At 33.3% G+C, this 22,364-nt stretch carries 18 protein-coding genes and 1 pseudogene; 5 read left to right on the forward strand and 14 right to left on the reverse strand.

Annotated elements, in window-relative coordinates:
* The first annotated feature begins 218 nt into the window (after positions 1-218).
* Positions 219-1,013 carry a murein L,D-transpeptidase catalytic domain family protein gene (locus BUR19_RS13710; RefSeq protein WP_074236016.1) on the forward strand — a complete coding sequence of 265 codons (795 nt, stop codon included), beginning with the start codon at positions 219-221 and terminating at the stop codon, positions 1,011-1,013.
* 111 nt (positions 1,014-1,124) lie between these two features.
* On the opposite strand, the gene BUR19_RS13715 is transcribed toward BUR19_RS13710, so the two are convergent.
* Positions 1,125-1,814: a response regulator transcription factor gene (locus BUR19_RS13715; protein WP_074236017.1), complete on the reverse strand. Its 690-nt coding sequence runs from the start codon at positions 1,812-1,814 to the stop codon at positions 1,125-1,127.
* A 133-nt stretch (positions 1,815-1,947) separates the two neighbouring features.
* Positions 1,948-3,489 (reverse strand): sensor histidine kinase, encoded by a 1,542-nt coding sequence (locus tag BUR19_RS13720; protein WP_074236018.1) that lies wholly within the window; start codon positions 3,487-3,489, stop codon positions 1,948-1,950.
* 188 nt (positions 3,490-3,677) lie between these two features.
* Between BUR19_RS13720 and BUR19_RS13725 the strand changes: the two genes are divergently transcribed.
* The gene (locus tag BUR19_RS13725; RefSeq protein WP_074236019.1) at positions 3,678-4,175 is read left to right on the forward strand and encodes an SRPBCC family protein; all 498 of its coding nucleotides are present in this window, start codon (positions 3,678-3,680) and stop codon (positions 4,173-4,175) included.
* A 72-nt stretch (positions 4,176-4,247) separates the two neighbouring features.
* On the opposite strand, the gene BUR19_RS13730 is transcribed toward BUR19_RS13725, so the two are convergent.
* From BUR19_RS13730 to BUR19_RS19165, 3 genes are all read right to left on the reverse strand, one after another.
* On the reverse strand, positions 4,248-4,592 hold the full coding sequence (locus BUR19_RS13730) for a hypothetical protein (protein ID WP_074236020.1): 345 nt from the start codon (positions 4,590-4,592) through the stop codon (positions 4,248-4,250).
* 124 nt (positions 4,593-4,716) lie between these two features.
* Complete coding sequence (locus BUR19_RS13735) at positions 4,717-6,573, reverse strand: glycoside hydrolase family 13 protein (protein WP_074236021.1); 1,857 nt, start codon at positions 6,571-6,573, stop codon at positions 4,717-4,719.
* Between the two features lie 22 nt (positions 6,574-6,595).
* The gene (locus BUR19_RS19165; RefSeq protein WP_245799082.1) at positions 6,596-8,593 is read right to left on the reverse strand and encodes an alpha/beta hydrolase; all 1,998 of its coding nucleotides are present in this window, start codon (positions 8,591-8,593) and stop codon (positions 6,596-6,598) included.
* A gap of 154 nt (positions 8,594-8,747) precedes the next feature.
* Between BUR19_RS19165 and BUR19_RS13745 the strand changes: the two genes are divergently transcribed.
* Positions 8,748-9,578: a LytR/AlgR family response regulator transcription factor gene (locus BUR19_RS13745; RefSeq protein WP_074236022.1), complete on the forward strand. Its 831-nt coding sequence runs from the start codon at positions 8,748-8,750 to the stop codon at positions 9,576-9,578.
* Here BUR19_RS13745 and BUR19_RS13750 read toward each other — a convergent pair.
* The 9 genes and pseudogenes from BUR19_RS13750 to BUR19_RS13785 all read right to left on the reverse strand — a co-directional run bounded on the left by BUR19_RS13750 (position 9,561) and on the right by BUR19_RS13785 (position 21,595).
* Positions 9,561-11,597, reverse strand: coding sequence for a S9 family peptidase (locus tag BUR19_RS13750; RefSeq protein WP_074236023.1), 2,037 nt, complete (start codon positions 11,595-11,597; stop codon positions 9,561-9,563). The two genes, BUR19_RS13745 and BUR19_RS13750, sit on opposite strands and share 18 nt — an antisense overlap.
* A 202-nt stretch (positions 11,598-11,799) precedes the next feature.
* Positions 11,800-12,540 carry a uroporphyrinogen-III synthase gene (locus tag BUR19_RS13755; RefSeq protein ID WP_074236024.1) on the reverse strand — a complete coding sequence of 247 codons (741 nt, stop codon included), beginning with the start codon at positions 12,538-12,540 and terminating at the stop codon, positions 11,800-11,802.
* Between the two features lie 21 nt (positions 12,541-12,561).
* The gene (locus BUR19_RS13760; RefSeq protein WP_074236025.1) at positions 12,562-13,203 is read right to left on the reverse strand and encodes a DUF4271 domain-containing protein; all 642 of its coding nucleotides are present in this window, start codon (positions 13,201-13,203) and stop codon (positions 12,562-12,564) included.
* Between the two features lie 95 nt (positions 13,204-13,298).
* Positions 13,299-13,997 (reverse strand): annotated as a pseudogene (locus tag BUR19_RS13765) (IS1 family transposase).
* 267 nt (positions 13,998-14,264) lie between these two features.
* On the reverse strand, positions 14,265-15,089 hold the full coding sequence (locus BUR19_RS13770; RefSeq protein WP_074236026.1) for a thiopeptide-type bacteriocin biosynthesis protein: 825 nt from the start codon (positions 15,087-15,089) through the stop codon (positions 14,265-14,267).
* Complete coding sequence (locus tag BUR19_RS13775) at positions 15,089-17,263, reverse strand: lantibiotic dehydratase family protein (protein ID WP_074236027.1); 2,175 nt, start codon at positions 17,261-17,263, stop codon at positions 15,089-15,091. The genes BUR19_RS13770 and BUR19_RS13775 overlap by 1 nt, the downstream gene beginning before the upstream one ends.
* 1 nt (position 17,264) lies before the next feature.
* Complete coding sequence (locus BUR19_RS13780) at positions 17,265-19,313, reverse strand: CocE/NonD family hydrolase (protein ID WP_245799083.1); 2,049 nt, start codon at positions 19,311-19,313, stop codon at positions 17,265-17,267.
* Positions 19,314-19,597: 284 nt separating this feature from the next.
* Positions 19,598-19,750 carry a hypothetical protein gene (locus BUR19_RS18975; RefSeq protein ID WP_175565911.1) on the reverse strand — a complete coding sequence of 51 codons (153 nt, stop codon included), beginning with the start codon at positions 19,748-19,750 and terminating at the stop codon, positions 19,598-19,600.
* Positions 19,751-19,864: 114 nt separating this feature from the next.
* A complete protein-coding gene (locus BUR19_RS13785) occupies positions 19,865-21,595 on the reverse strand; it encodes a helix-turn-helix domain-containing protein (protein WP_074236029.1) in 1,731 nt (576 codons plus the stop codon).
* Between the two features lie 252 nt (positions 21,596-21,847).
* On the opposite strand from BUR19_RS13785, the gene BUR19_RS18980 reads away from it, so the two are divergent.
* The gene (locus BUR19_RS18980; protein WP_175565912.1) at positions 21,848-22,012 is read left to right on the forward strand and encodes a bacteriocin-like protein; all 165 of its coding nucleotides are present in this window, start codon (positions 21,848-21,850) and stop codon (positions 22,010-22,012) included.
* Positions 22,013-22,150: 138 nt separating this feature from the next.
* The gene (locus BUR19_RS18985; protein ID WP_175565913.1) at positions 22,151-22,327 is read left to right on the forward strand and encodes a bacteriocin-like protein; all 177 of its coding nucleotides are present in this window, start codon (positions 22,151-22,153) and stop codon (positions 22,325-22,327) included.
* Positions 22,328-22,364 lie beyond the last annotated feature (37 nt).

Below are 22,364 nucleotides of genomic sequence, written 5' to 3' on the forward strand. Positions count from 1 at the left end.
CGTCTCTTTATATAAATCCATTTTTGTCGGTCTGAGGTTTTCGAAGATTATTTAGTAACATATAATCATAATAAAGTCTTAATAAAAATCGTTCAAAATGGACTGTTTTGCGTTAAAGTCTCCTAAAAATTAGTTAAAAAAAATGATTATAAAGGACTGAAAATGATTTATATATAATTTTGCCCCACTAAAATAAAAAAACCTAATATTTATAATTAATGAAGAAATTCCCATTATTGTTATGCTTAGTTTATTTAGTAACTACTTCTTTTTATCTTGCGAGTTCTGAGGATTTTTCTCAGCCCAAGATAAGTATCAAAGAAATTAAACTAAGTCCCAAAAAGAATTTCTCACCACAAAATCCAGCAGAAGAAATCTACAAAGAACTTCAGTTTACGGATGAAACATTGAATTTTGAAGTCTTCGAAAAAGCGTTTTTGGGATTTCAAAATTTAAAGAGCTCCGGAAAATTGGAACCGTCGGCTAAGTTGCTATCGGTTTGTGATTTTAGTTTGTCTTCTAATAGAAAACGACTTTGGGTCATAGATTTGGGTGAGAAAAAAGTGTTGTTCAATACATTGGTAGCACACGGAAAAGGAACGGGCGAAGAGTTTGCAACAAGCTTTTCCAACACAGAAGATTCGCATCAGTCGAGTATGGGTTTCTATGTGACAGAACAGACTTACAATGGTGACAACGGCTATTCTATGAGATTATTCGGAATGGACAAAGGTTATAACGATGCCGCTTTGGAACGTTGTATCGTGATGCACGGCGCCAAGTATGTAAGCGAGGATTTTATCAAATCTGAAAAAAGGTTGGGGAGAAGTTGGGGTTGTCCGGCGGTTCCGATGAGTTTGGCAAAGCCTATTATCAATACGATAAAAAACAGAACTTGTTTATTCATTTATTTTCCAGACCAAAATTATCTGGCAAGTTCTCAATGGTTAAAAAATGTGGAGAAAACTGATTCAATACTTGATTCTCCAAAAGAAAATATGGCAACGAATTAAGAATTAGACTCTCGCTGATTGTGCAGAATTAGCTTATTATTAGTAATCAAACCAATCTGTGAGTTGATAAAAAATAAAAACCCTTCAGAAAACTCTGAAGGGTTTGTTTTATTAAGGATTCTTTACTAGCAATCTGAAACCTTCTCCGTGAACGTTGATGATTTCCAAACCTTCATCATCTTTCAGAAGTTTTCTCAATTTTGCAATGTAAACATCCATACTTCTTGCTGTGAAATAATTTTCTTTTTTCCAGATTTTTCTCAATGCCAAATCTCTAGGCATAAAGTCGTTTCTGTGGATGCAAAGCAATTTCAGAAGTTCATTTTCTTTTGGAGAAAGCTTGTATTCATTCTCGCCAACTCTCAGTTGTCTCAACATAGAATCGAAGAAAATATTACTGATTTTAAATTGCTCTTGGTCCTCGTTTTCCAAAACGGCACTTCTTTGTAGAATAGCTTTGATTTTATAAAGAAGTAACTCCGTATCAAATGGTTTTGTAATGTAATCATCCGCTCCAATTTGGTAACCTTTCAAGATATCTTCACGCATATTTCTTGCGGTCAAGAAAATGATCGGTGTGTTTTTATCAATTTTCTTCACATCTTCTGCCAAAGAAAATCCATCTTTTTTTGGCATCATCACATCGAAAATGCAGATGTCAAATTCTTTTTCTGTAAACTCTTTCAATCCCATTTCTCCATCGGTTGCCAAAGTAACCTCGAAGTTGTTGATTGTCAAATAATCCTTAAGAACTGCACCAAAACTCTGGTCGTCTTCTACTAATAATATTCTGTTGCTCATAGCTTTTTGATTTAATGATTAAGTTGAAGAATATGGATTCTTCGTTTAGTAATATTTTGATTTGTTGTTTAAAATTTGATTTCGATTTTTTACTTTACATTTTAGTTCTGCTTCATTCAAATCAGATAATTGTTTATACTATTGGAAGTTTTATCGTAAACGTGCTTCCTTTTCCTTTATGAGAATCTACGTGGATTTGACCTTTGTGATTCTCAATAATCTTTTTCACGTAAGACAATCCAAGGCCTTGCCCTTTTACATTATGAATGTTTCCGGTTTCTTCCCGGAAGAATTTTTCAAATATTTTGGTTCTGTTGGTTGATTCCATTCCCATTCCTTTGTCCGAAATTTCTATCACGTACCAGTTTCCTTCGTTTCTTGTGCTCACCTTTATTTCAGGAGTTTCAGGAGAATATTTGTTAGCATTATCAAGAAGATTGATCAAAGCATTCGAAATATGAAATTCATCGATTAGGAAATTATATTTTGTGGCATTAAACTCTGTTGTCAAACTTCCGTTTCTTTCATTAACGATCAGTCGGAAAGATTCTGCGATGCTTTTTATCAATTCCCTTACATTGGTTTCTTTCAGGTGAAGAGGCATTTCGTTTCTTTCGAGCTTGGACATATTCAAAACGGTCTCTACCTGTTTTTTCATTCTCAGATTCTCTTGCTTTATCAATCCCGAATAGTATTTGACCTTGTCTGGGTCTGTCGCAATTTTATCATTGGCTAAAGAATCCGTTGCAACGGAAATCGTTGCCAAAGGCGTCTTGAACTCGTGAGACATATTGTTGATGAAATCGGTCTTAATTTCCGCAATCTTTTTCTGCCTCATCATATAATTGATTGAGATAATATAAATCCCCAAAATCGTCAATAATGAGATGAAGGTTCCCAGCAACATCGGCAAATTATGCTTTACCAAAGAATAATCTTTTCTGGGAAAAACGATTGCCAGCGTGTAAAGCGTTCTGTCTTTGCTGTCCGTAAAAAGCGGATAGGTATAATTGGTTTTGTCTTTCTGGTCAAGATAGATGTTGTTTGCAACAGTCGTTAACTGATTGGTTTTGTTGATGACACCAAAGCCAAATTTTGTATCAATCCCTTTGAGTCTCAGTTCTTTTGAGATGACGGAATCAATCGTTTTGCTGTCAACACGTTTTTCTATCGGAAGATTGGTTGCGCTCAAACGTGCAAATTCTTTCATCTGATAAGAATTATTGTCGATATCTCTGCTGATATTGGTTGTCAAAGGTTCTGGCGAGCTTCTTTTCAGTTTTAGTTGACCTTCGTCTTTGTAAAGTTTTGTCGTGTACAAAGTATCACCTTTTGCCGAAACCGGAATATTCTGTTTCTCAACAATGCTGGTCTGGAAAAGGATATTAGAACGGTTGGCCGAATCGGAACTTTGCTGGATATAAGTTTTAACAGGCTGGTTAGAAGAGGCTAAAACTTCTTTTCCAACATTACTATAAGTTTCATTCCAATACTTGTTGACCTCGATTTGATTCACTTTCTGAGTCGAAGTTTCTAATGCTGAATAAACCTTGTTAGAAAAATCCTGCTCAAGAGATGTATATAATTCTTTAATCCAATATAGCTGCAGTGAGACGAAAACCACCAAGGAGATTGTCATAAATACAGATATGATAGGAATAAACTTATTGTTCATTATAATTTTTGATTTTGAAAAGTTAAAATTACTCTTTTTAAGAATATCTCGATAATAATAACGCGATGTAATTATTAAATATTTCTTAAAATCAAGTTTTTTAACATTTTATTGTGAATAATCAAAAATGTTGCCATAAGAAAAGTTTGGTGTGATTTTTTTATATTAATTTTATAAAAAGCAAAGTTATGAACTCAGAAATTGTTTTTAATAAGGATTTCGACAGTGGAGTTTACGTAATGAAGGTTTACAAAGCTGATGTTTCCACCCTTTGGGATTATTTTACAAAGTCGGAATTGATTGATCAGTGGTGGGCACCAAAACCCTGGAAATGCGAAACCGAAAAAATGGATTTCCAAGAAAACGGAATCTGGTTGTACGCAATGAAAGGCCCAAACGGCGAAAAAGAAATGGCGTTGGCGAATTACGAAGAAATAATGCCTCACAGAAGTATTGCGTGGACAGATGCTTTTGCTGATGACAAAGGAAAAGTAAGAACAGATTTGCCCCAAACTTCTTGGCTGATCGGTTTCACAGGAATTGATGAAGGCACAAGAATGACTTTCAATCTGCATTTCAACTCTAAAGAAGAAATGAATCAGCTTATCGAAATGGGTTTTGAAGAAGGTTTCAAAATGGGATTGAATCAGTTGGAGGATATTTTGGAAGAAAAATATTCTAAATAGTTTGCTCGCAGATTTAGCGAATAATAACTTTGAAAAATCTGTATTATTTGCTAAATCTACGAGTATAAAACTTTATTCCAAATCAATCTCTTCATCAATAAAATACTGGATAATCGCTTTTTTCATTAGAAGCGATTGTTCGTTAGGTTTCAGTTCTGGCAAATCATCCAACTTTTCAAATTGTGGCCAGCCATCTTCATAATGCGTGAATTTGTAGTAGCCAAACGGCTCAAGCAACCTGCAAACGGCAATATGAACCAAATTGACCTTATCATCTTTGGTGAATTTCTGTTGCCCACTTCCCAATTCCTGAACGCCGATAATGAATAGAAATGTTTCTATTGGCGGATTTTTCTCGGTTTGAAAGTTGACTTCAAAGAAATGTTCTATTTTTTTCCAGATTTCGGATTCGTTCATTTTTTATTTACTTAAATTTTGTCCAGATTTTTCTTCTCAACTTTGGCATTAAAAACCAAAACTCTGGCTAAAATTTTAAACCAGAGCTTTAGTAATCTTACTGCGAATTTACAAAAAATGAATTTTAGTTCACGACTTCTAGAATCATTGCTGTTTTGGCCGGAATATCTATCGTATTTTGAAAGTTAAAATCTTTTCCGGAAATAATATCTTTTGCTTTGAAGCTATTAGAAATCATTTCATTATATCGATTAAGGTCTAAGGTTACTTTATCATTGTTTTTGTTGAGTAAAACCATCACTTTTTGATTTTCTGTGTATCGGAAATAAACATAAACGTCATTGTTTGTCGGCGCATAGTGTTTGAATTTCCCATTGGCAATTGCATCACTCGTTTTTCTCCAATTAAGCAAATTGGTAAAATATTTCTTCGCTTCTTTTTCTTCATTGGTTAATCCTGTTTCTGTCACAGCATTTTTAGAATCACCTTTCCAGCCTCCGTAGAAATCGCTTCTTCGTTGTCCGTCGCTTCCGGCTTTGTCATTGGTCATCAGAACTTCGGTGCCATAGAAAAACTGTGGCGTTCCGCGCATCGTCATATACATCGCTATCCCGAGTTTCCAGTTTTCAAAATTTTTATTGAGACGGGAATAGAATCTGTCCAAATCGTGATTGTCTGGAAAAATCAATTGGTTATCAGGATGTGGAAAAAGGAAATCGTTTGCTACACTTTCGTAAACTTTTCTCCAGGAAGAAAACCAGCTACTTTTTTCATTGAGCGCAGAAACTATATTGTCATTCATAGAAAAATCCATCATCATCGGCATATAACTTTTGTAACCATCATTGTTTTTCTTGTCGATTTGCCAGTAAGAAGTCTGAGCGATATTACGTGACATTTCTTCAGCAACGATGTTCATTTTCGGATATTCTTCCAGAATGGCTTTTGTCCAATCTGCCAGAAAATTTTTGTCAGAATAAGAATAGGTATCAACACGCAATCCGGAAAGTCCAGCGTACTCAATCCACCAGATGATATTCTGGGTCAGATATTTTGCCAATAAAGGATTTTTCTGGTTAAGGTCTGCCATATGACCATCGAACCAACCATTGAGATATTCCTCTTTGTCAATTTCGGTGGCGTAGAGGTCTGTGATTGTGGTTTTAAGGTGATTGGTTCTGATTCTGTTCTTCGAATCAGGATAATTAATCCAGCTTTGCTCAGGCAAGTCTTTGACGAAATAATACTCTGAACCACAGTGATTAAGCACAACATCCCAAATCAAACTAATGTTTCTTTTTTTGGCTTCTGTGGATAGTTTTTTCAAATCTTCATTAGTTCCAAATCTTGGGTCAATCTTGTAAAAATCCGTCGCTGCATAACCGTGATAAGAATAAGTCGGCTCATCATTTTCAATCAAAGGTGTGTTCCAAATCTGAGTATAACCCAATGACTTGATGTAATCCAAATGATTGATGATTCCTTGGATATCACCGCCGTGTCTTGCATCTTCATTGTTTCTGTCAAGTTTTTGTTCCAAAGTTGTTTTGACAATGTCATTCTTTTCATCACCATTTGAAAATCTATCCGGAACAATCAGAAGAATCGCATCTTTTGAACCATAACTTTCCCGATTGGCGCTGTTAGTTTCCCGAGCATAAATTGGAAAATCTTTTGTCAGAACAACTTTTTTGTCCTTTGAGAATTTGATTTTTACATTTCCAGCTTTTGCTTCAGGGCTGATTTGCAAGGTCAGAAACAGATAGTTCTTGTTTTCAACCGTTTTATTTTCAGTAATGGTAATTCCGGGATAAGAAATCGCAGGCTGTAAATCGGAAATGTCCTTGCCATAGATTAACAACGTGACCGAATTGTTTTTCATTCCAACCCACCAATTGGCAGGCTCAATCCGTTCAATCTTTTGAGAAAGGATGAGATTGAAACTGATGAATAGTAAAAGTATTGCAAGTGATTTTTTCATTTTATGATTGAATTTGAGATTGTTATTTTTTCAGAAGAAATTCCAACGGAATTGAAAACCGTTTGCTCCAGGAACTTTCGCTGTGGTCTGCCGATTCAAATTTTTTGGTTGCCGAGTTATTTTTGTCAAAGCCTTTCTCCTTCATTATCTGGTCAACTTTGTTCTGATGTTTTTCGTAATGGCTGTCCAATCCCTCGGTTCCAAAATCGAAATAGATTTTATGGGTTTTCGGATTCGGGAGTTTTTGTTGGAGATAATTTTCAAAAGCAGAAGGGATTTCGTCATTAGAAAGGTCTGTGATTCCAATCCAATGAGTCGAAAGACTAGCTGAACCACCAAAAATCTCTGGATATTCGCAAATCGCATACATCGATATCAGTCCGCCCATACTGGAACCGGCGATGTAGGTATTTTCCCGGTCTTTCAGAGTTGGATAATTTTTATCAATAAAAGGTTTTACTTCTTGTACAATGAATTTCAAATAGTTATCGGATTGAACTTTTCCCAGAAAGTATTTTTCAAGCGTCTGATTTTGCAATTCTTTAGATAAACTTTCAAACGGTTTTTGCGGAAAATACTCCGAATGCCGGGTTGCTCCGGTATTCCATAATCCGACAATGATGCAGTCTTTCAGTTTGATTTTTTTGCTCAGTTCTGTATAACTTTCATCCACTTTCCATTCGGAATTATTCCAATTGATTGACCCGTCGAAAAGCATCTGTCCGTCGTGCATATAGAGAACAGCGTATTTTTTATTGGGATTAAAATTCTCAGGCAACCAGATATCGACATTTCTCGGAGCAACATATTTCGAAGGAAAATTGTTGACTCTGATGATTTTGCCGGAACTCACAGCAGGAATCGAAGTCTGAATGACATCTTTGTAGCGGTCTTTGATATCGACATATTTCTTGATGGCTGTTTTATATTCGTCAAGATTTTTTGGCTTTCTCCAATCCGGGTCCGGAAAATTGTTCTCAATGTAAGTCCAGTCTTTTCCTGTGAAAAAATCGTCATCATAAGTGCAACCTGTCAAATCTTTGAAAGGTTTGAGGAAAATATAACCGTCAAAAAAATCCTCCATTTTGAAATCAGAATGACAAAAACTGAAAAAACTATTGTCTCGTAATTTCCCGACAGGCGTATTAATCAAATCAAAAGCAATCTGAGGATAATCAAGTTTCTGAAGCGCATTTTCCAATTCTCCATTCGCAGGCGAAACATAAGCCGGATTGTATTGCGTTTTGGAAAACATCGGCGTGTGAAACATAATATTGAAAATCTTTCCAGGCATTAGCTTGTAAAGACGATTTCCAACCATTCCTTCATCATAATCACAGAAATCATCGTTGTTCACTTTCAAAATTGGCATTCTGTACTTTGTGAAAACGTGAACGTGTCCCATATAAATCAAGGCTTTTTCATTTTTCTCAATGATTTCTTTTTTAATGATTTCCGTTCGGAACTGGTCAGGCGTTCCCAGATTAAAAACCGCTTTCATATTCTCGGGCGTTCTTGCGCCACCTTTCAAGTTTTCCCAACGGTATTGATAGCTCAAATTGACGATTCGGAATTTTTTCGCATCAGCTTTTAAGGTTTTATTGAATTCCCAAACTGCCTTGTAGATGTCAAAATATTCTTTGTAAGCCCAACCCACATTGTAATAAAAGAACAAATCTTTTGCTTTTCGTTCATCAAATATTTCTGAATTCAGCAATTCGTCCAGTTCTTTTTGCTTTTCAAAAGACCCGAATTCCATACAGAGATTGTAAACGCCAGCTTGATATAATTCTGGAATAATGCTCTTAACAAAATCAAGGTTTTCCTTCACAGCGTGGTCTTCTCCCAACAAAACGAGAGGATAATTTTTGAATTTCGGAACGAGATAATCTTTAGGACTTTTTGGATGTTGCTTCAGATATTCTACAGCTTCAAGCGTTGGTTTATTTTCCTGACCGAATCCTAAAACCGGAAAAAGAAATGCTAAAAATAAAAGTGAAAATTGAATAGGAAGTTTCATTTTTTAGTTTGAATTTTGAACAAAAATATTTCTCCTTTCCTTTTACTACAAGGCTTTTGGACAAACGACAGGTTATTCTGTACAAAAAACAGACTTAGAAATTACTGAAGATTGTTTTAGGATAAATAATTACATTTGGAGAAGATTAAAAAGTATGAACCAATCGTTTTCTGAACATTTCAAATCAAAATTTTGGCTGAAACACGTTTTATATTGGACGGCGTTTGTTCTGTTTTTTGGATTTGTTTGGGGCGTTTCGGATGACAATTATTTACGGAATATTTTGATTCAGATATGTTGTCTTCCTTCGCGGATGTTGTTGGTTTACGTCACGCTTTTTTATCTCTTTCCGAAGTTCTTCAATCAGAAAAAATATTTCAGTTTCTTTGTTTCGTATTGCGTTTTGGTTGCTTTGATAAGTGTGTTTGTCCAGCGTCCATTGTTTCTTTATTTTATTCAGCCGAACTTTCTTCCGGGTTTCAAGAATTCCGGTTTTTTTATCCTATCAGAAATAGTGAATACGGCTTTGGACATCAATATTGCTGCGATGATTCCGATAGCTTACACTTATCTGACAACCATTGAGAATCTCCAGAAAAATAATTCGGAGCTGAATGAAGAAAATAAATTATTAAAGGAAGACTCTGTAATTCAGGATAATAATGATGAATCTTACATCAATCTGAAAATTGATAAAAGTGTGAGGAAAATTAAAATCAATGATATTGTTTTTGTGGAAAGTCTCCGGAATTACTGCAGAATCAAACTGAATGATTCGGAAATCACGGTTCTTAAAACATTGACATCAATTCAGGAATTATTGCCCGAATCAAAATTTGTCAGGATTCATCGTTCTTTTTTGATTAACAAAGACAATATTACCTCTGTTTCTCCCAGCAAGATTGAAATCAATCATATGACAATTCCTGTTGGGAGAAAGTATAAAGATGAGGTTAAAAAGAAGATGTTATTGGTCGATTTTTAGCAAGAATGCATATTCCAAAGCGATTTCCTTCAAACTTTCGAAACGTCCGCTTGCACCGCCGTGTCCAGAACTCATATCGGTTTTGAAAATCAGAATATTGTCATCCGTTTTCAATTCTCTTAATTTCGCTGTCCATTTTGCTGGTTCCCAATATTGAACCTGAGAATCGTGGAATCCTGTGGTAATTAAGATATTAGGGTAATTTTTAGCTTCGATATTATCGTAAGGCGAATAGGATTTCATATAATCATAATATTCCTTTTCATTCGGATTTCCCCATTCGTCGTATTCTCCTGTGGTCAAAGGAATTGTATCGTCCAACATCGTCGAAACCACGTCCACGAAAGGAACCTGCGCCACAATCCCGTTAAAAAGTTCCGGATTGTAATTCATCACTGCGCCAACCAAAAGTCCTCCGGCACTTCCGCCCATTGCATAAAGGTGTTTTGGCGATGTATAATTCTCTGATATTAAATATTTTGCAGCATCGATGAAATCAAAAAATGTATTTTTCTTCTGAAGCATTTTTCCGTCCTCGTACCATTCGCGACCAAGATATTCGCCGCCTCTGATGTGTGCGATTGCATAAATAAAACCTCTGTCCAAAAGAGATAATCTCACGCTGGAAAAACTTGCATCAACGGTGTGTCCATAGCTCCCGTATCCATAGAGTAGAAGTGGTGTGTTTGCTGACTTTGATGTGTCTTTGTGATAAACCAAAGAAATGGCGACTTCTTTTCCATCTCTTGCAGTTGCCCAGATTCTTTCTGAGATATAATTTCCTGCGAAGAATTTACCACCCAAAACTTCCTGTTCTTTAAGAAGTACGGTGGTTTTGTCTTTCATATTATATTCGAAAGTAGAGGCTGGTTTGGTTAATGATGTATAACCGAAACGCAAAATATCAGTATCAAACTCCAGATTGATGCCAATGTAAGCTGTATAGGTCGGGTCGGAGAAGGGTAAATAATAGGAGTTATTGTTTTGATTATCAATAATGTTAATTTGTAAAAGACCTTTTTCGCGTTCTTCGATTACAAAATAGTTTTTGAAAATCTCAAAACCTTCCAGCAAAACATTTTCTCTGTGCTGAATAAAATCCTGCCAGTGTTCCATTGACGGCTTATCAACTTTAGTTTTTACTATTTTGAAGTTGGTAGATTCATCTGCGTTGGTAATGATATAAAAATCATCTTCGTAATGCTCCACCGAATATTCCAAATCCTCTGTTCTTGGTTGGACAATTGTCCAGTCTGCAAAAACATTATTGGCCGGAATAAATCTCATTTCATCTTCATTAGTGGATGAAGCAGCGATGAAAATGTATTCTAAAGATTTGGTTTTAAAGACGCTAACATCAAAAGTCTCATCTTCCTCATGGAAAATCAAAACGTCTTCAGAAGAATCTGTTCCTAATTTGTGACGGTAGATTTGAAATGCTCTGAGACTTTCATCCTTTCTGATGTAGAAAACGTGTTCGTTATCATTGGCCCAAACCGCTTTTCCGGTTGCATTTTCGATAACATCAGGATAAAGTTCTCCGGTTTTAAGATTCTTAAAATAAATCTTGTAAATTCTTCTCCCAACATTATCGGTAGAGTAGGCCATAATATCGTTGTTCACGCTAATAGACATACTTCCAGTTTCGAAAAAAGCTTCGCCTTCTGCCAGAATATTGACATTCAGTAAAATCTCTTCTTCATTATCCAAAGATTGAAATTTTCTGGAGAAAATCGGATACTCTTTTCCAGCTTCATAACGTACGATGTACCAATAACCGTTGAAGAAATAAGGCAAAGACTCGTCGTCTTTTTTGTATCGGGATTTCATTTCCTCATACAAATCGTTCTGAAGGTCTTCTGTATCCTTCATCACAAAATCTGTGTAAGCATTTTCATCCTCCAGATATTGGATGACTTCCGGATTTTCACGTTCATTCATCCAGAAATATGGGTCATTTCTTTTATCGTTATGGATTTCTAGAAGTTTATCTATTTTTTTAGCTTTTGGAGCGTTCATTTTGAAATTGATATTTATTAAAACCACATAGGCACATAGAATTAAAATATTTTGATTTGAACTTTAGAATTATATTTAAGTTTCAGAAACTATGTGTTTATGTGGTAAAAAGTTTTCTGAAGTGATTTTTTCAGATTTTAACAAATTTAAACAAAAAACCATCCCAAAAATTAGGGACGGTCTTGATTTATGTGGTCAATAATTATTTATTGATGCTTTTGATGTATTTTTCTATGGCCATTGTCATAGATGGATTTTCTTTGGTTGGAGCCATTATATTAACTGTCAATCCTGCTTCTTCTGCAGCGGCTTGGGTAGTAGTTCCAAAAACAGCAATTTTTGTATCTTCTTGTTTGAAATCTGGGAAATTAATTCCTAAAGATTTGATTCCCTGATGACTGAAAAACACCAACATATCGTAATCTTTGATGTTGATATCTGTCAAATCACTCGGAACAGTTTTATACATTATTGCTCTTGTCCAGTCTAGGTTAGCAGCATCTAAAACCTTAGGAATCTCAGGTGTTAAGACATCAGAAGAAGGTAAAAGATATTTCTCAGACGGATGCTTTTTGAACAAAGCTGCTAAATCTGAAAAGTTCTTCTCACCAAAGCTGATTTTTCTTTTTCTATAAACAATGTGTTTCTGCAAATAGTTGGCAATTGCTTCTGACTGGCAGATGTAACGCATAGAATCCGGAACGCTGAATCTCATTTCCTCAGCAAGACGAAAATAATGGTCAATCGCATTCTTACTCGTGAAAATAACGCCTGTATATTGCGTCAGGTCTATTTTCTGAGTTCTGAGTTCTTTCGCATCCACTCCTTCTACGTGTATAAAAGGACGAAAATCGATTTTGATTTTCTCTTTTTTCGCTATTTCCAAATAAGGTGAAGATTCATTCGGAGCGGGCTGTGACACTAAAATAGATTTGATTTTCATCTTAAAATGTGTATGTTACATTCAATAAAATAAGAACTTCCAAAGTACCAATACCGGTACTATTTGAAGCGTGCAAATATACAAAAATTTATAATACCAGTTTTCCGGCAAAATGGATTGTTTGTGGAATAAGTATATTAAGTTTTTCAAAATAAAAGAAAAAATAACCAGACCAATGATGAAATAAAAATACTTCACCAAGTCAACCGGAAAGTAATAAAGCGCAAATGATGCCACAATGAAAGCGATTGACTCCAAAAAGTAAAATTTACTCGAAACCAATGTCAGGCCTTTCAGATTTTTACCGCTTCCAACGCTGGAGTAGAAAAAGAAAGTCAGAATGTTTCTAACAATGTCAAAACTTAACAAAGTCAAAAAAGTAAACCCGAATTTATTAATTTCAAAACCAAACAAGTGAAAGTCGGATAAAAACTTTGGAACAATCGGAACAAACTGTGATAATAAAAGCGCTGTCATCACACATTTTACGATAGAAATGATAACCCAGGATGGTGTGAGGTTGTTAGAATCTTCAATTTTTTGAAGTAAAAAATCCTTGATGTTGGCCTCTCTCTGGAAAACAGACAAAAGGATAATGTATATAAAGATACTCCCAAGAATACAATATATCACCCAATCGTTATGTTCCGCGATTCTAATCAACTTCAAAAATTTTTGCAAAAATAGGAATTAGATGTGAGCTATTCGATATTTCATATCAATTAAATGGTAAATTATCTGTTGGCTTTTGTTAATAATTATATCCAAAAATATATTTTCAGAATAGCAGATAAAATTGTGATACTTCTGCTAAAACCAATGGTTCTTCTGTTCAGTCGTTTCAAATGGTTTCTCAACGTGAGATCTATTCTTTCAATGCCATTCGTTCCATATCTTTTGGTGTTATGAATCGATTTCGGAATCAGATATTAATAGTTCTTCAGTTGGTCTGTGAATATTGTTGCTGCTCTGGCATTCAATAAGGTTTTCACAACAGCGTTGAGAGTTTGATTATTTCTTTTTCCAATATAGAATGCTGCGGTTTCTCTCGTCACCTTATCAATTGCATAAACCAGCCACATCGGGTTGCTCTTTTTCATGATAAAAAACCGTATCTCATCACGTTCATAAGTCTTTCCGAATGATAGTACAGGAGGTATAATATTTTCTGCTATGTTCTTAATTCTTCTGAGCAATGTCATAATAGAGATTTTTAAAACCCTTACCACAGAACGGATACCAAGACCTTCTTTGGTTAATTGGATAATTGATGGATTGATATTAGAGTGATAAGCTTTATAAGTATAATAATCCAAAAATCTCTTGTGACATTCTTTACAAATATATTGTTGCTTTCTGGTTTTTGTAGTTCCATTTCTAATGATTCTGCCTGAGTAGCAAAATGGACAAATTCTTGTATCACTAACTTTAGTACATCTATGATGATTCTCAATCATTTGCAATCTGTTTTTTCTCCAAAAATAAACGAGAGCAAGCTTACCTACTCTCGTTTTTAAAATTTTTAATTATTATTTTAATTGGTTTCCAATAACTTAATATTTAAAATCATTACCATCACTAACTTTCGAACATTACCGGTTTCAGATCGACTCTAAAAAAATTATAAAATTGGTTAATAAAATATCAAAAGGTATTTTATAGCTGTCCGATTTATATTTTAGTCATAAGCTTCTCGTTTCTTTGATAAACAATTTTTTCAACATCTATAATTGTACTTTGCTAGAAGTCCTATTTTTATAGTGCCGCAATAAATAGTCGTAAACAATCATTTCAAACAATCGCTGATTTGAAACAAATGTTCTGTTGATATGCATATGGAAAATGCTTTGGAAAAATCCCGATAATGGATTTTGACTGCTTTGAATGACACTTTTAATAGCATTATTGCTCTCACTAATATTTGAAATAATTAGATTCCTAATATCAACGAATTCATTAGAATTTACGAAATCTAAATATTGGGGTTTAAATAATCTGAATTTTTGATCTAATTGTCGGTTGAGGTTTTTATCAGCATTAAACTCATTCTTAAAGGCGGTATTGTAATCGCTGATCCATTCTAATTTTTCCTCATTCGATAGTTTTATTTCTGAAAGAAGCATGTCAATGTAAAACATTGAAACCATAAGCTTTTCTTCATCATCATAATCCAAAAAATTTAAAATCAATTCACTGCTTTTAAAGAATAAATGTTCAGCATATTCAATTGTACTTTCTCCATACCTTTCGATTTCCCGAACATAAGAATCTATTACGAAATTTGATATTTCTCCTGAAGCAATGAAATCTTTAATTACGCTATTTATATTCTCTAAAGCGTTTCGGTATGTAAGTTTTAAACGCAGTCTTAGATGGGGTATAGGATCAGTATAACGGATAAAGAACCATTGATTTATATACTTTTTTTCCTTAAAATATTTCAATAACGGAATAATCGCTTCTTGTAGAATGCCATCAGAAGTCTTTACACCAGTATATATTTTTAGATAAAGCCATTCACTTCCTGGGAGAAATTTTCTAATTGTCATTAATTAAAATTTTTATAAATCGGAAAAATAAATTGATGCGTGAAATTGTGGTGCTCATTGTACAAAAATTCTTCAATGATAATCTCTTTTTCATTTTTTACAGAACTTAAAAACATGACTAACAAATCTTCGTTTTCCAGATTTACCAACAGAGTATTATCAGATTCAACCCATTGAATCCATTTTGGGATTTGTCTCTTTTTTCTCCAGTCTTCTATTTCTTTTATTAATAAATATTTATTCTCATTATTTAGTAGGGAGACGAAGTGGTTTATTTCTTCGGGATTTACTTTCCATTGGGATTTTGACAGAATGATATTTTCATACGTTACTCTTGGCAGAAAATTATAAATATGAGCCAAACCTCCCCAATTAAAAGAAAGACTTGAACGTGTGTTTTGCATATTCAAATCACAAAGAAAATGATAGATCGGCAGAGAGTTAGAAGAATAATTATGCGCGTTGGTCAAATAGGGTATTATCTCTTTATTGTGTTTTTTTGAACGCAATATGACCTGATTATTTTTTATTGAAATATATAAGTCATCAACTGTAATTTGCTGCTCATCAGGCAAAAGAGATTTCGCCAGGTATGGAATTTCGTAATTTCTTACTTCGGGTCTTCTGAGAATATTCCCGATTCTGGATTCAGGAAGGTGTATGATCTCTGCATGGATCTGATCAGGACTTAGCTTTTCTTCTTTCATAGCAATTTCTTCTACCAGTTCCTGGATTTTTGATTTTTCTGAACAGAATCTTGCTAATAATTTTCCGGCATTTCCACTTCCGCCATTTAAAAATAATATTTCTTGGTTATTTTCTGAAATAATCTCTGTCATAAAAGACATCGTTTCCGGCAAATCGTCCCAGTTTTCTTCAAAGCATTTGAAATCATTATCCGAAAGTTCTATTGTACTTTTTCTGTCTGAGATGGCTTCCTGAATTTTTTGATTAAGAATGATCTGAACTGTGTTAAGTTTAATTTCCAATCCTGCCTTTTCTTTAGATGTGGGAATTATCAGATCTTCTAAGTACGGATGAACTCCTTTGGTATCAAAATCCTGCCGATAACCGGTTCCGGCTTCTGTGTCTAAAGCAAAAGACAATGAAACTTCTTCAGATTCAAATCTGTCATAAAATGTTTTTTTGAATTTTTCTAAGTGGGTATCATTATTTTTTTGTGTGAGTTTATTGAGAAATGAAATGCCTTTTTTAAGCGTTTTTTTCCAGTGAAAAGACAAATTTATTTCGGTATCATAATAAAGATCTGTCTGGAAAAGGTATTTCTGTTCATAATCAACGTTTAATGATTGGATAAGTTTTTCGATTTCAGAATAGGAAGAAGCTGGATTTCCAAAACAAGAATCCAGGCCGTTGATTTTATTTTGAATTGAAATTAGAATATCTCTTTCCTTTTCTGCTCCAATTTTATCTAAAACAGAAATAATTGATTCTGAAAAATCAACGCCTTCAACATTCGGTTCAAGCTCACTTACCAAAACCTGATTGTCAATAAGTTCTTCTAAAAATTCTAAAGCTTCTTCTGAAGATATTGCATCATTAATAAGAATATCTTTTATCTGATACAAAGTTTTTCCCTGTTTGGAAAAATTTAATATTTGTTCTAATTCTTCTGAAAGTGGAGCAGAGGAGATAATGTAATCCCTTTTCCCGTCATTGTTTTCATATTCCACAAATCGGATTTTGTTGCCAACTTTGTAGATGCTGTTATTTGGAAAGAATAATAAATTATTTCTTATTCCAGATAATTTTTCAAGAGACTTTGCTAACGAAACAAGAAAATGCATATCCAGTTTTGTGTCACGAATAAGTCCTCGCAAAGTCGGATTATCATTCTCAAATTGTCCCAGACCAACACCCGAAAACAAACCAAAAGGTGTACATCTGTTGCTGATTCGGCCGTAATATTTTAGTATTGTATTTTTGAGTTTTGTAGGCAATTCTTTTCGTGAAAGATGCCATCGGTTTATCTCGTCATATAAGTAAGGAGAAGCTAAATAAACAGCTTCCAGAAACAATGGATCTTCACAGATTTCATAGAACTTTTTATCTTCTATTTTATCCTCTGAAAATATAGTCTGAAATTGATTAAAGGGAAACAAAGGACTTCTAAAAACATAATTTTTACAGAATTGATAAGGAAATTGAGGCATATTATTGTTCTGTAATAGGAAGTTCTATGTAACTGTCATTAAACCATTTGATTTCCAAAAGTTCTTTTGCATCCGCCATAGTTTCATTGCTGACATCTTTGCCTGTGCCATAGTTAATTTGCCAAAGAGGACTTTTATTAATCCCTGCCAGTAATAATAATTTGCTGCCTTTCTCAATTTTTTTACTGATAAAGGAAGTATTTGTAATAGATAGACTTTCCTTTTGATTAGGTATCAGCGCTTGTCTTTTTGCATTGTTTTTTGAATAACTGGCTCTTCCTGTATAGGATGAGAGCAAAAAATACTTTCCATTAGGAAGAACTTCATATAAAAAAAGGGAAATATCACAGTCTTTTTTGTTAATTGAAAAACTTAAATCTCCCGAAAAGCTGCCAGTAAATTCGGCTTCTTTCGTGAAAGGCAGGGTTTCATATTGTAAATAATTTCCTGTATTCAGTAAGCTATCAGTTACGATATTGTATTCGTAACGTAATTGTTGATCCACATCTTTTCTATCTGATAAGTCCACACTCAGATTTGAGAATTTTTGCGGTTTACTTTGGTTTTCGGATAAAATTAAATTGTCACCTAAATAGTATTTCTTTTTAGTTCTCTCAAAACCGGACATAGAATCTGCGCTTTTCCAAACATTTTTTCCTATCACTTCATAATTGATCTTACCTTTTAAAAACTCAGGCTTCTGCTTGTCTTTCAAAATATAGTCAAACCACTCAAAACAAATCTTATTAAGGTTAATATTTGCTACTTCATCAATCTTTAATCCTTGAACTTCATTTTTTATAAATCCTTGTCCGCCAGAATGATTGTATGGGCCGATAATCAGATAATGATTTGCCTTTTGATTATGTTTTAGATGATTGTTATAATAAGATAAGGCGCCAATCTGGTCATCATCAAAATAGCCTGTTGTGGTCAATATGGGGATGTTGATTTTTGAAAATTCCTTTTGGTCAGGTGTCATACCTTGCCAATAACTGTCATAAGAAGGATGTTGAAGCCATCGTTGAAATATTTCGTTACTATTTCCACTAATAGAATCAAGTTTTTTGAATGCCTGTCCGCTGGAATACCATTTTTTGTATATATCCTTCCACTTGTCTTCATCAGAAAAACGCTCATCATTGGTAGTTTTGTTGACGGTTACATAATCAAGCCATTTCGCCATATAACTCATAAAAACATTGTTTACCATCGGATAATCAATGCCTATTCCTACAGCGACTTGTGGTATAATAGTTTTCAAAGCCGGATGTAATTTTTTGGCTGCCGCCCATTGGCTGAATCCCAAATAACTACCGCCTATCATCCCGATTTTTCCGTTGCTCCAGGGTTGTTTTATGATCCAGTCAATTACTTCGTTGATGTCTTCAGCCTCATGTTCAAAAGGTTCAATTTTATCATTACTTAAATATTTTCCTCTTGCATTGATGTAAACGCACATATAGCCGTTGCTTGCGATCTCTTTTGCATCATTGATATCATCGGGACTGGAATAAATTGTATTGACAACAATTGTAGATTCCGGTTTTTTTATTTTATTGTTTAAAACGACCCTGATACTGATTGAATTTTTAGACCTTGTTTTAATAACAATACTATCTTGCACCAGATAGTGTTTTTTATCCTGCTCCTCAAGAAATTGTCTTGCGTATTTAAAAGATGCTTTTGAGACAACATAAGAATTGTATTTTTTACACAATAATATTGCTGTATTTATGTCTACGTTTTCTTTATTATTAAATCTGGATTGCAATAGATCATAGACTTCTTTTTTTGCCTGGTCTGCATCAATATTGAAATAGTTGGATAAGATTATTTGGGATCTTACTGGTAACGATATATACTTTTTATGCAATTCTTCTTTGTACGTATTTGCGAAACCGTTTTTGCTTTTAGAATTTTTTAAAGCATTGATATACACCTCATATTGCATTCCCATCGCACTGGCAACTGCAGGACTGCTTTTGATATAAATATTTCGTACGGAATCTATTTGTTTAAGTGCCAGATCATACTTTTTTCTAACCATGTTTATTCTGAAAAGATTATCATAATATGTTGCAGAATCTTCTTCGTGATATGAATTGATAATTTCAGAACTTAAGTAATCTAATAGCAGGTTTATTTTAGTAGAATCTGTTTTTTTAAATTGATTAATTGATATTTTTTGAGAAAATACAATACAACAAAATAAAATGTTAAAAAATATGAGGCATTTTTTCATTGAAATTTTATATACTGGAAGTTAAAATACAAAAATCAGTAATCTATTTTTAAATTACTGATCTGATTACAAAAAACTGAATTATTTTCTTACGCTGTAGTTACAGTTTTAGGAACTTTTGTTTTATCCTTAATTGTTACATCAGGATCTGCACCACCCTTAATAGAATTTAAGTTGGTTAGTTTTGCTAATTGCAGTTTTTTTAGTGATAGCTTTTTTTCGGTAATAGTTTGTTTTTTCATTATGTATAGAAATTTTCTACAAGGTAGCTCACTATATAATTACACTAAAAAAATGATTGTCGATATTGATCAATTTCGATAATAACTTTTGTTTCACCTTTGATTATCAGGTGATTATTTAGATTTTTCTTGCAGGAGTTTAATATAGTAAGAAGGCAGAGTTCCTGTCATTTTTTTAAATGCATTAGAAAATGATTCGGAATTGTTGAATCCAATATCATCTGCAATAGCTGAAATGGTATATTTTCTGATTTTTTCATTGTTGTTTAATTCCTCAACGATATAATTAATACGTAATTCATTGAGATATTGGGAAAAATTCTTCCCCTTAATTTCATTGACAGATTTTGACAGATAATCACGATTTGTACCCAAGGTTTTTGCTAGACTTTCAACTGTAATATTCTTTTGAAGAAAATCTTTGCTGATTTCAAATGCTGTTAATTTTGATTTTATATCTTCTCTCTTCTCACCAGATATAATATTTTTCACTTTTTCTTCTTTAGGAATATCTCCCTCGGTAATTTTATTTTCCTGAATAGACAACGACGACGTTTCTTGCGACTTCTCCAATAAAAGCTCAGCCTGTCTTTGGTATTCTTTTATTTTCTTTTTATTCTCTCTGTATATGTATACTAAAATGAAAATAATTACAAATCCAAATGCTAATACGCCATATAATAATTTATTTTTATTATTAAGATCAGTAATCAGATCTTCTTTCTGTTCCAACAAAATTGGAGTATCATATTTTTTGTATATCTCCTTGGATAAATATTGTTTGCTGTTATTAATGATACTATCTGCATGAAAAAGTTTGTTGATGTACTTCAGCTGATTCTCCTTATCTCCTTTCTTTTTATAGTAATCTATCAGCATCTCATAACCATTTCTTGCAACAGGTTCAAAATCATTTGATGTAAATGAAAGAGAATCCGATTTTGTGAAATAGCTTACTGCTTGTTCTTCTTTCCCAATTTCATTATTAATCTTACCTAAATAATAATATAAAATTGAAAGGTTAGAGTAATCTTCATTTTTTAGAAGTTGTTTTTCTATTTTCAGAAAATTGTAAGAAGATGCCGGATAATTTTTAAGATAATAATCTGCAATACCAACAGACATAATCAAATAGGGGTAATGAGTACAATCCTTATATTTTTTACATTCGGAAATACCAAGATTTGCATAAAGTTTACTGCTTTTATAATCCTTATTTTTATTATAAGCATTTGATAGAGAAAAAATTGAACCTATGTAACTTTTAATATCTTTTTCTTTGGAGTTTATTTTTCGTTTTTCATAATTATAATATTCAGCAAAAAGAGATAAAGCTTCTTTATTTTCCCCTGTTTCAATTTTTAAAATACCGATCAGCTTTTTAATGTAATAAAACTGATCGGTATTTTTATTTCTACTTAGCTTTTGTGCCTCAATATATTGATCTAAAGCTTCATTATATTTAAAACTGTAATTAAATAGGATGCCTTTGATGATATAAGCTTTCGCCGGATATAAGTTGGTATCGATATTTTTGGTTAAAGTTATCAGGGTGTCGGCATAAGGGTGTCCGTTCTCGGATTTTAAGCCTTTGATATGTGCAATTTTATAGTATCCATCGTATAGGAATTCTTTATTTTTTTCTTGTTTTGCTTTCTTTAATATGGTGTTTGCATACAATTCCCCTTTATTATTATCAATACGAAACACCCTGTCATAATCATTTTGTAATTGGCTGAAATTTCTATTTTTTAAGGAATCAGGTATTTGGAATTCTTTGATACTTTGTGAAAAATGAAGAGATGGTAATAAAATTGAAAGAAAAAGTAAAAAAAAGTATTTCATGAGTTATTCTAATAAACAAATTTAACTAAATAATTTCATTTTATATTGCATTGGCCGGCAACGTAATATAAAATTGCTTAAGTCGAAATTTATCAATGCCTAATAATTCTGGTCGAAATTTACCAATCACGGTATACTTGTTTTGTATTTAGAAAAGGATCTACACATATTTGCCATAACAAAAAACATAGATGCTTATATAAAGAACAAAAATTTGGAATACGCAAATTATTAACTTTTAAAATAAACAATATGAAAAATCTTAAAAAACTTTCAAGAGTTGATTTGAAAACACTAGCAGGGGGTATTACTGGCCGTAAATGGAAATGTTGTGTAGTTGGTGGAGGATGTAGTGGAACTCAAACAGGAGACTTTAGTGTTTGTAATAAAAACGGTGGTATTGTAGTTTATGCCTAAATATTATTAAAAAAATAGAACCGAATGCTTTTTTTATATGTGTACAGTATAAAAATTGACATAAAATGCTGATCAGCAAAAGCCCAATGCCAGGGTTTGTATGGCTAAAACAAATTATTAATTTTAAAATTTAACAAAATGAAAAATCTTAAAAAACTTTCTAGAGCAGAGATGCTAACAGTTAATGGTGGAACCTGGGGCTGGTGGGCGTGTTGTAGCGCTTCCGCTTGTAGCACAGCAACTTATGGGAATTCTACTGATTTGGTATGTGTAACCAAAGGAACTTCGCTACGAATGGTGGCTAGTCCAATATAATTAAAAGGCTGTTTTACAACGGTGAAACAGCTTTTTG

Source organism: Epilithonimonas zeae, from assembly GCF_900141765.1.
Taxonomy (GTDB): Bacteria; Bacteroidota; Bacteroidia; order Flavobacteriales; family Weeksellaceae; genus Epilithonimonas; species Epilithonimonas zeae.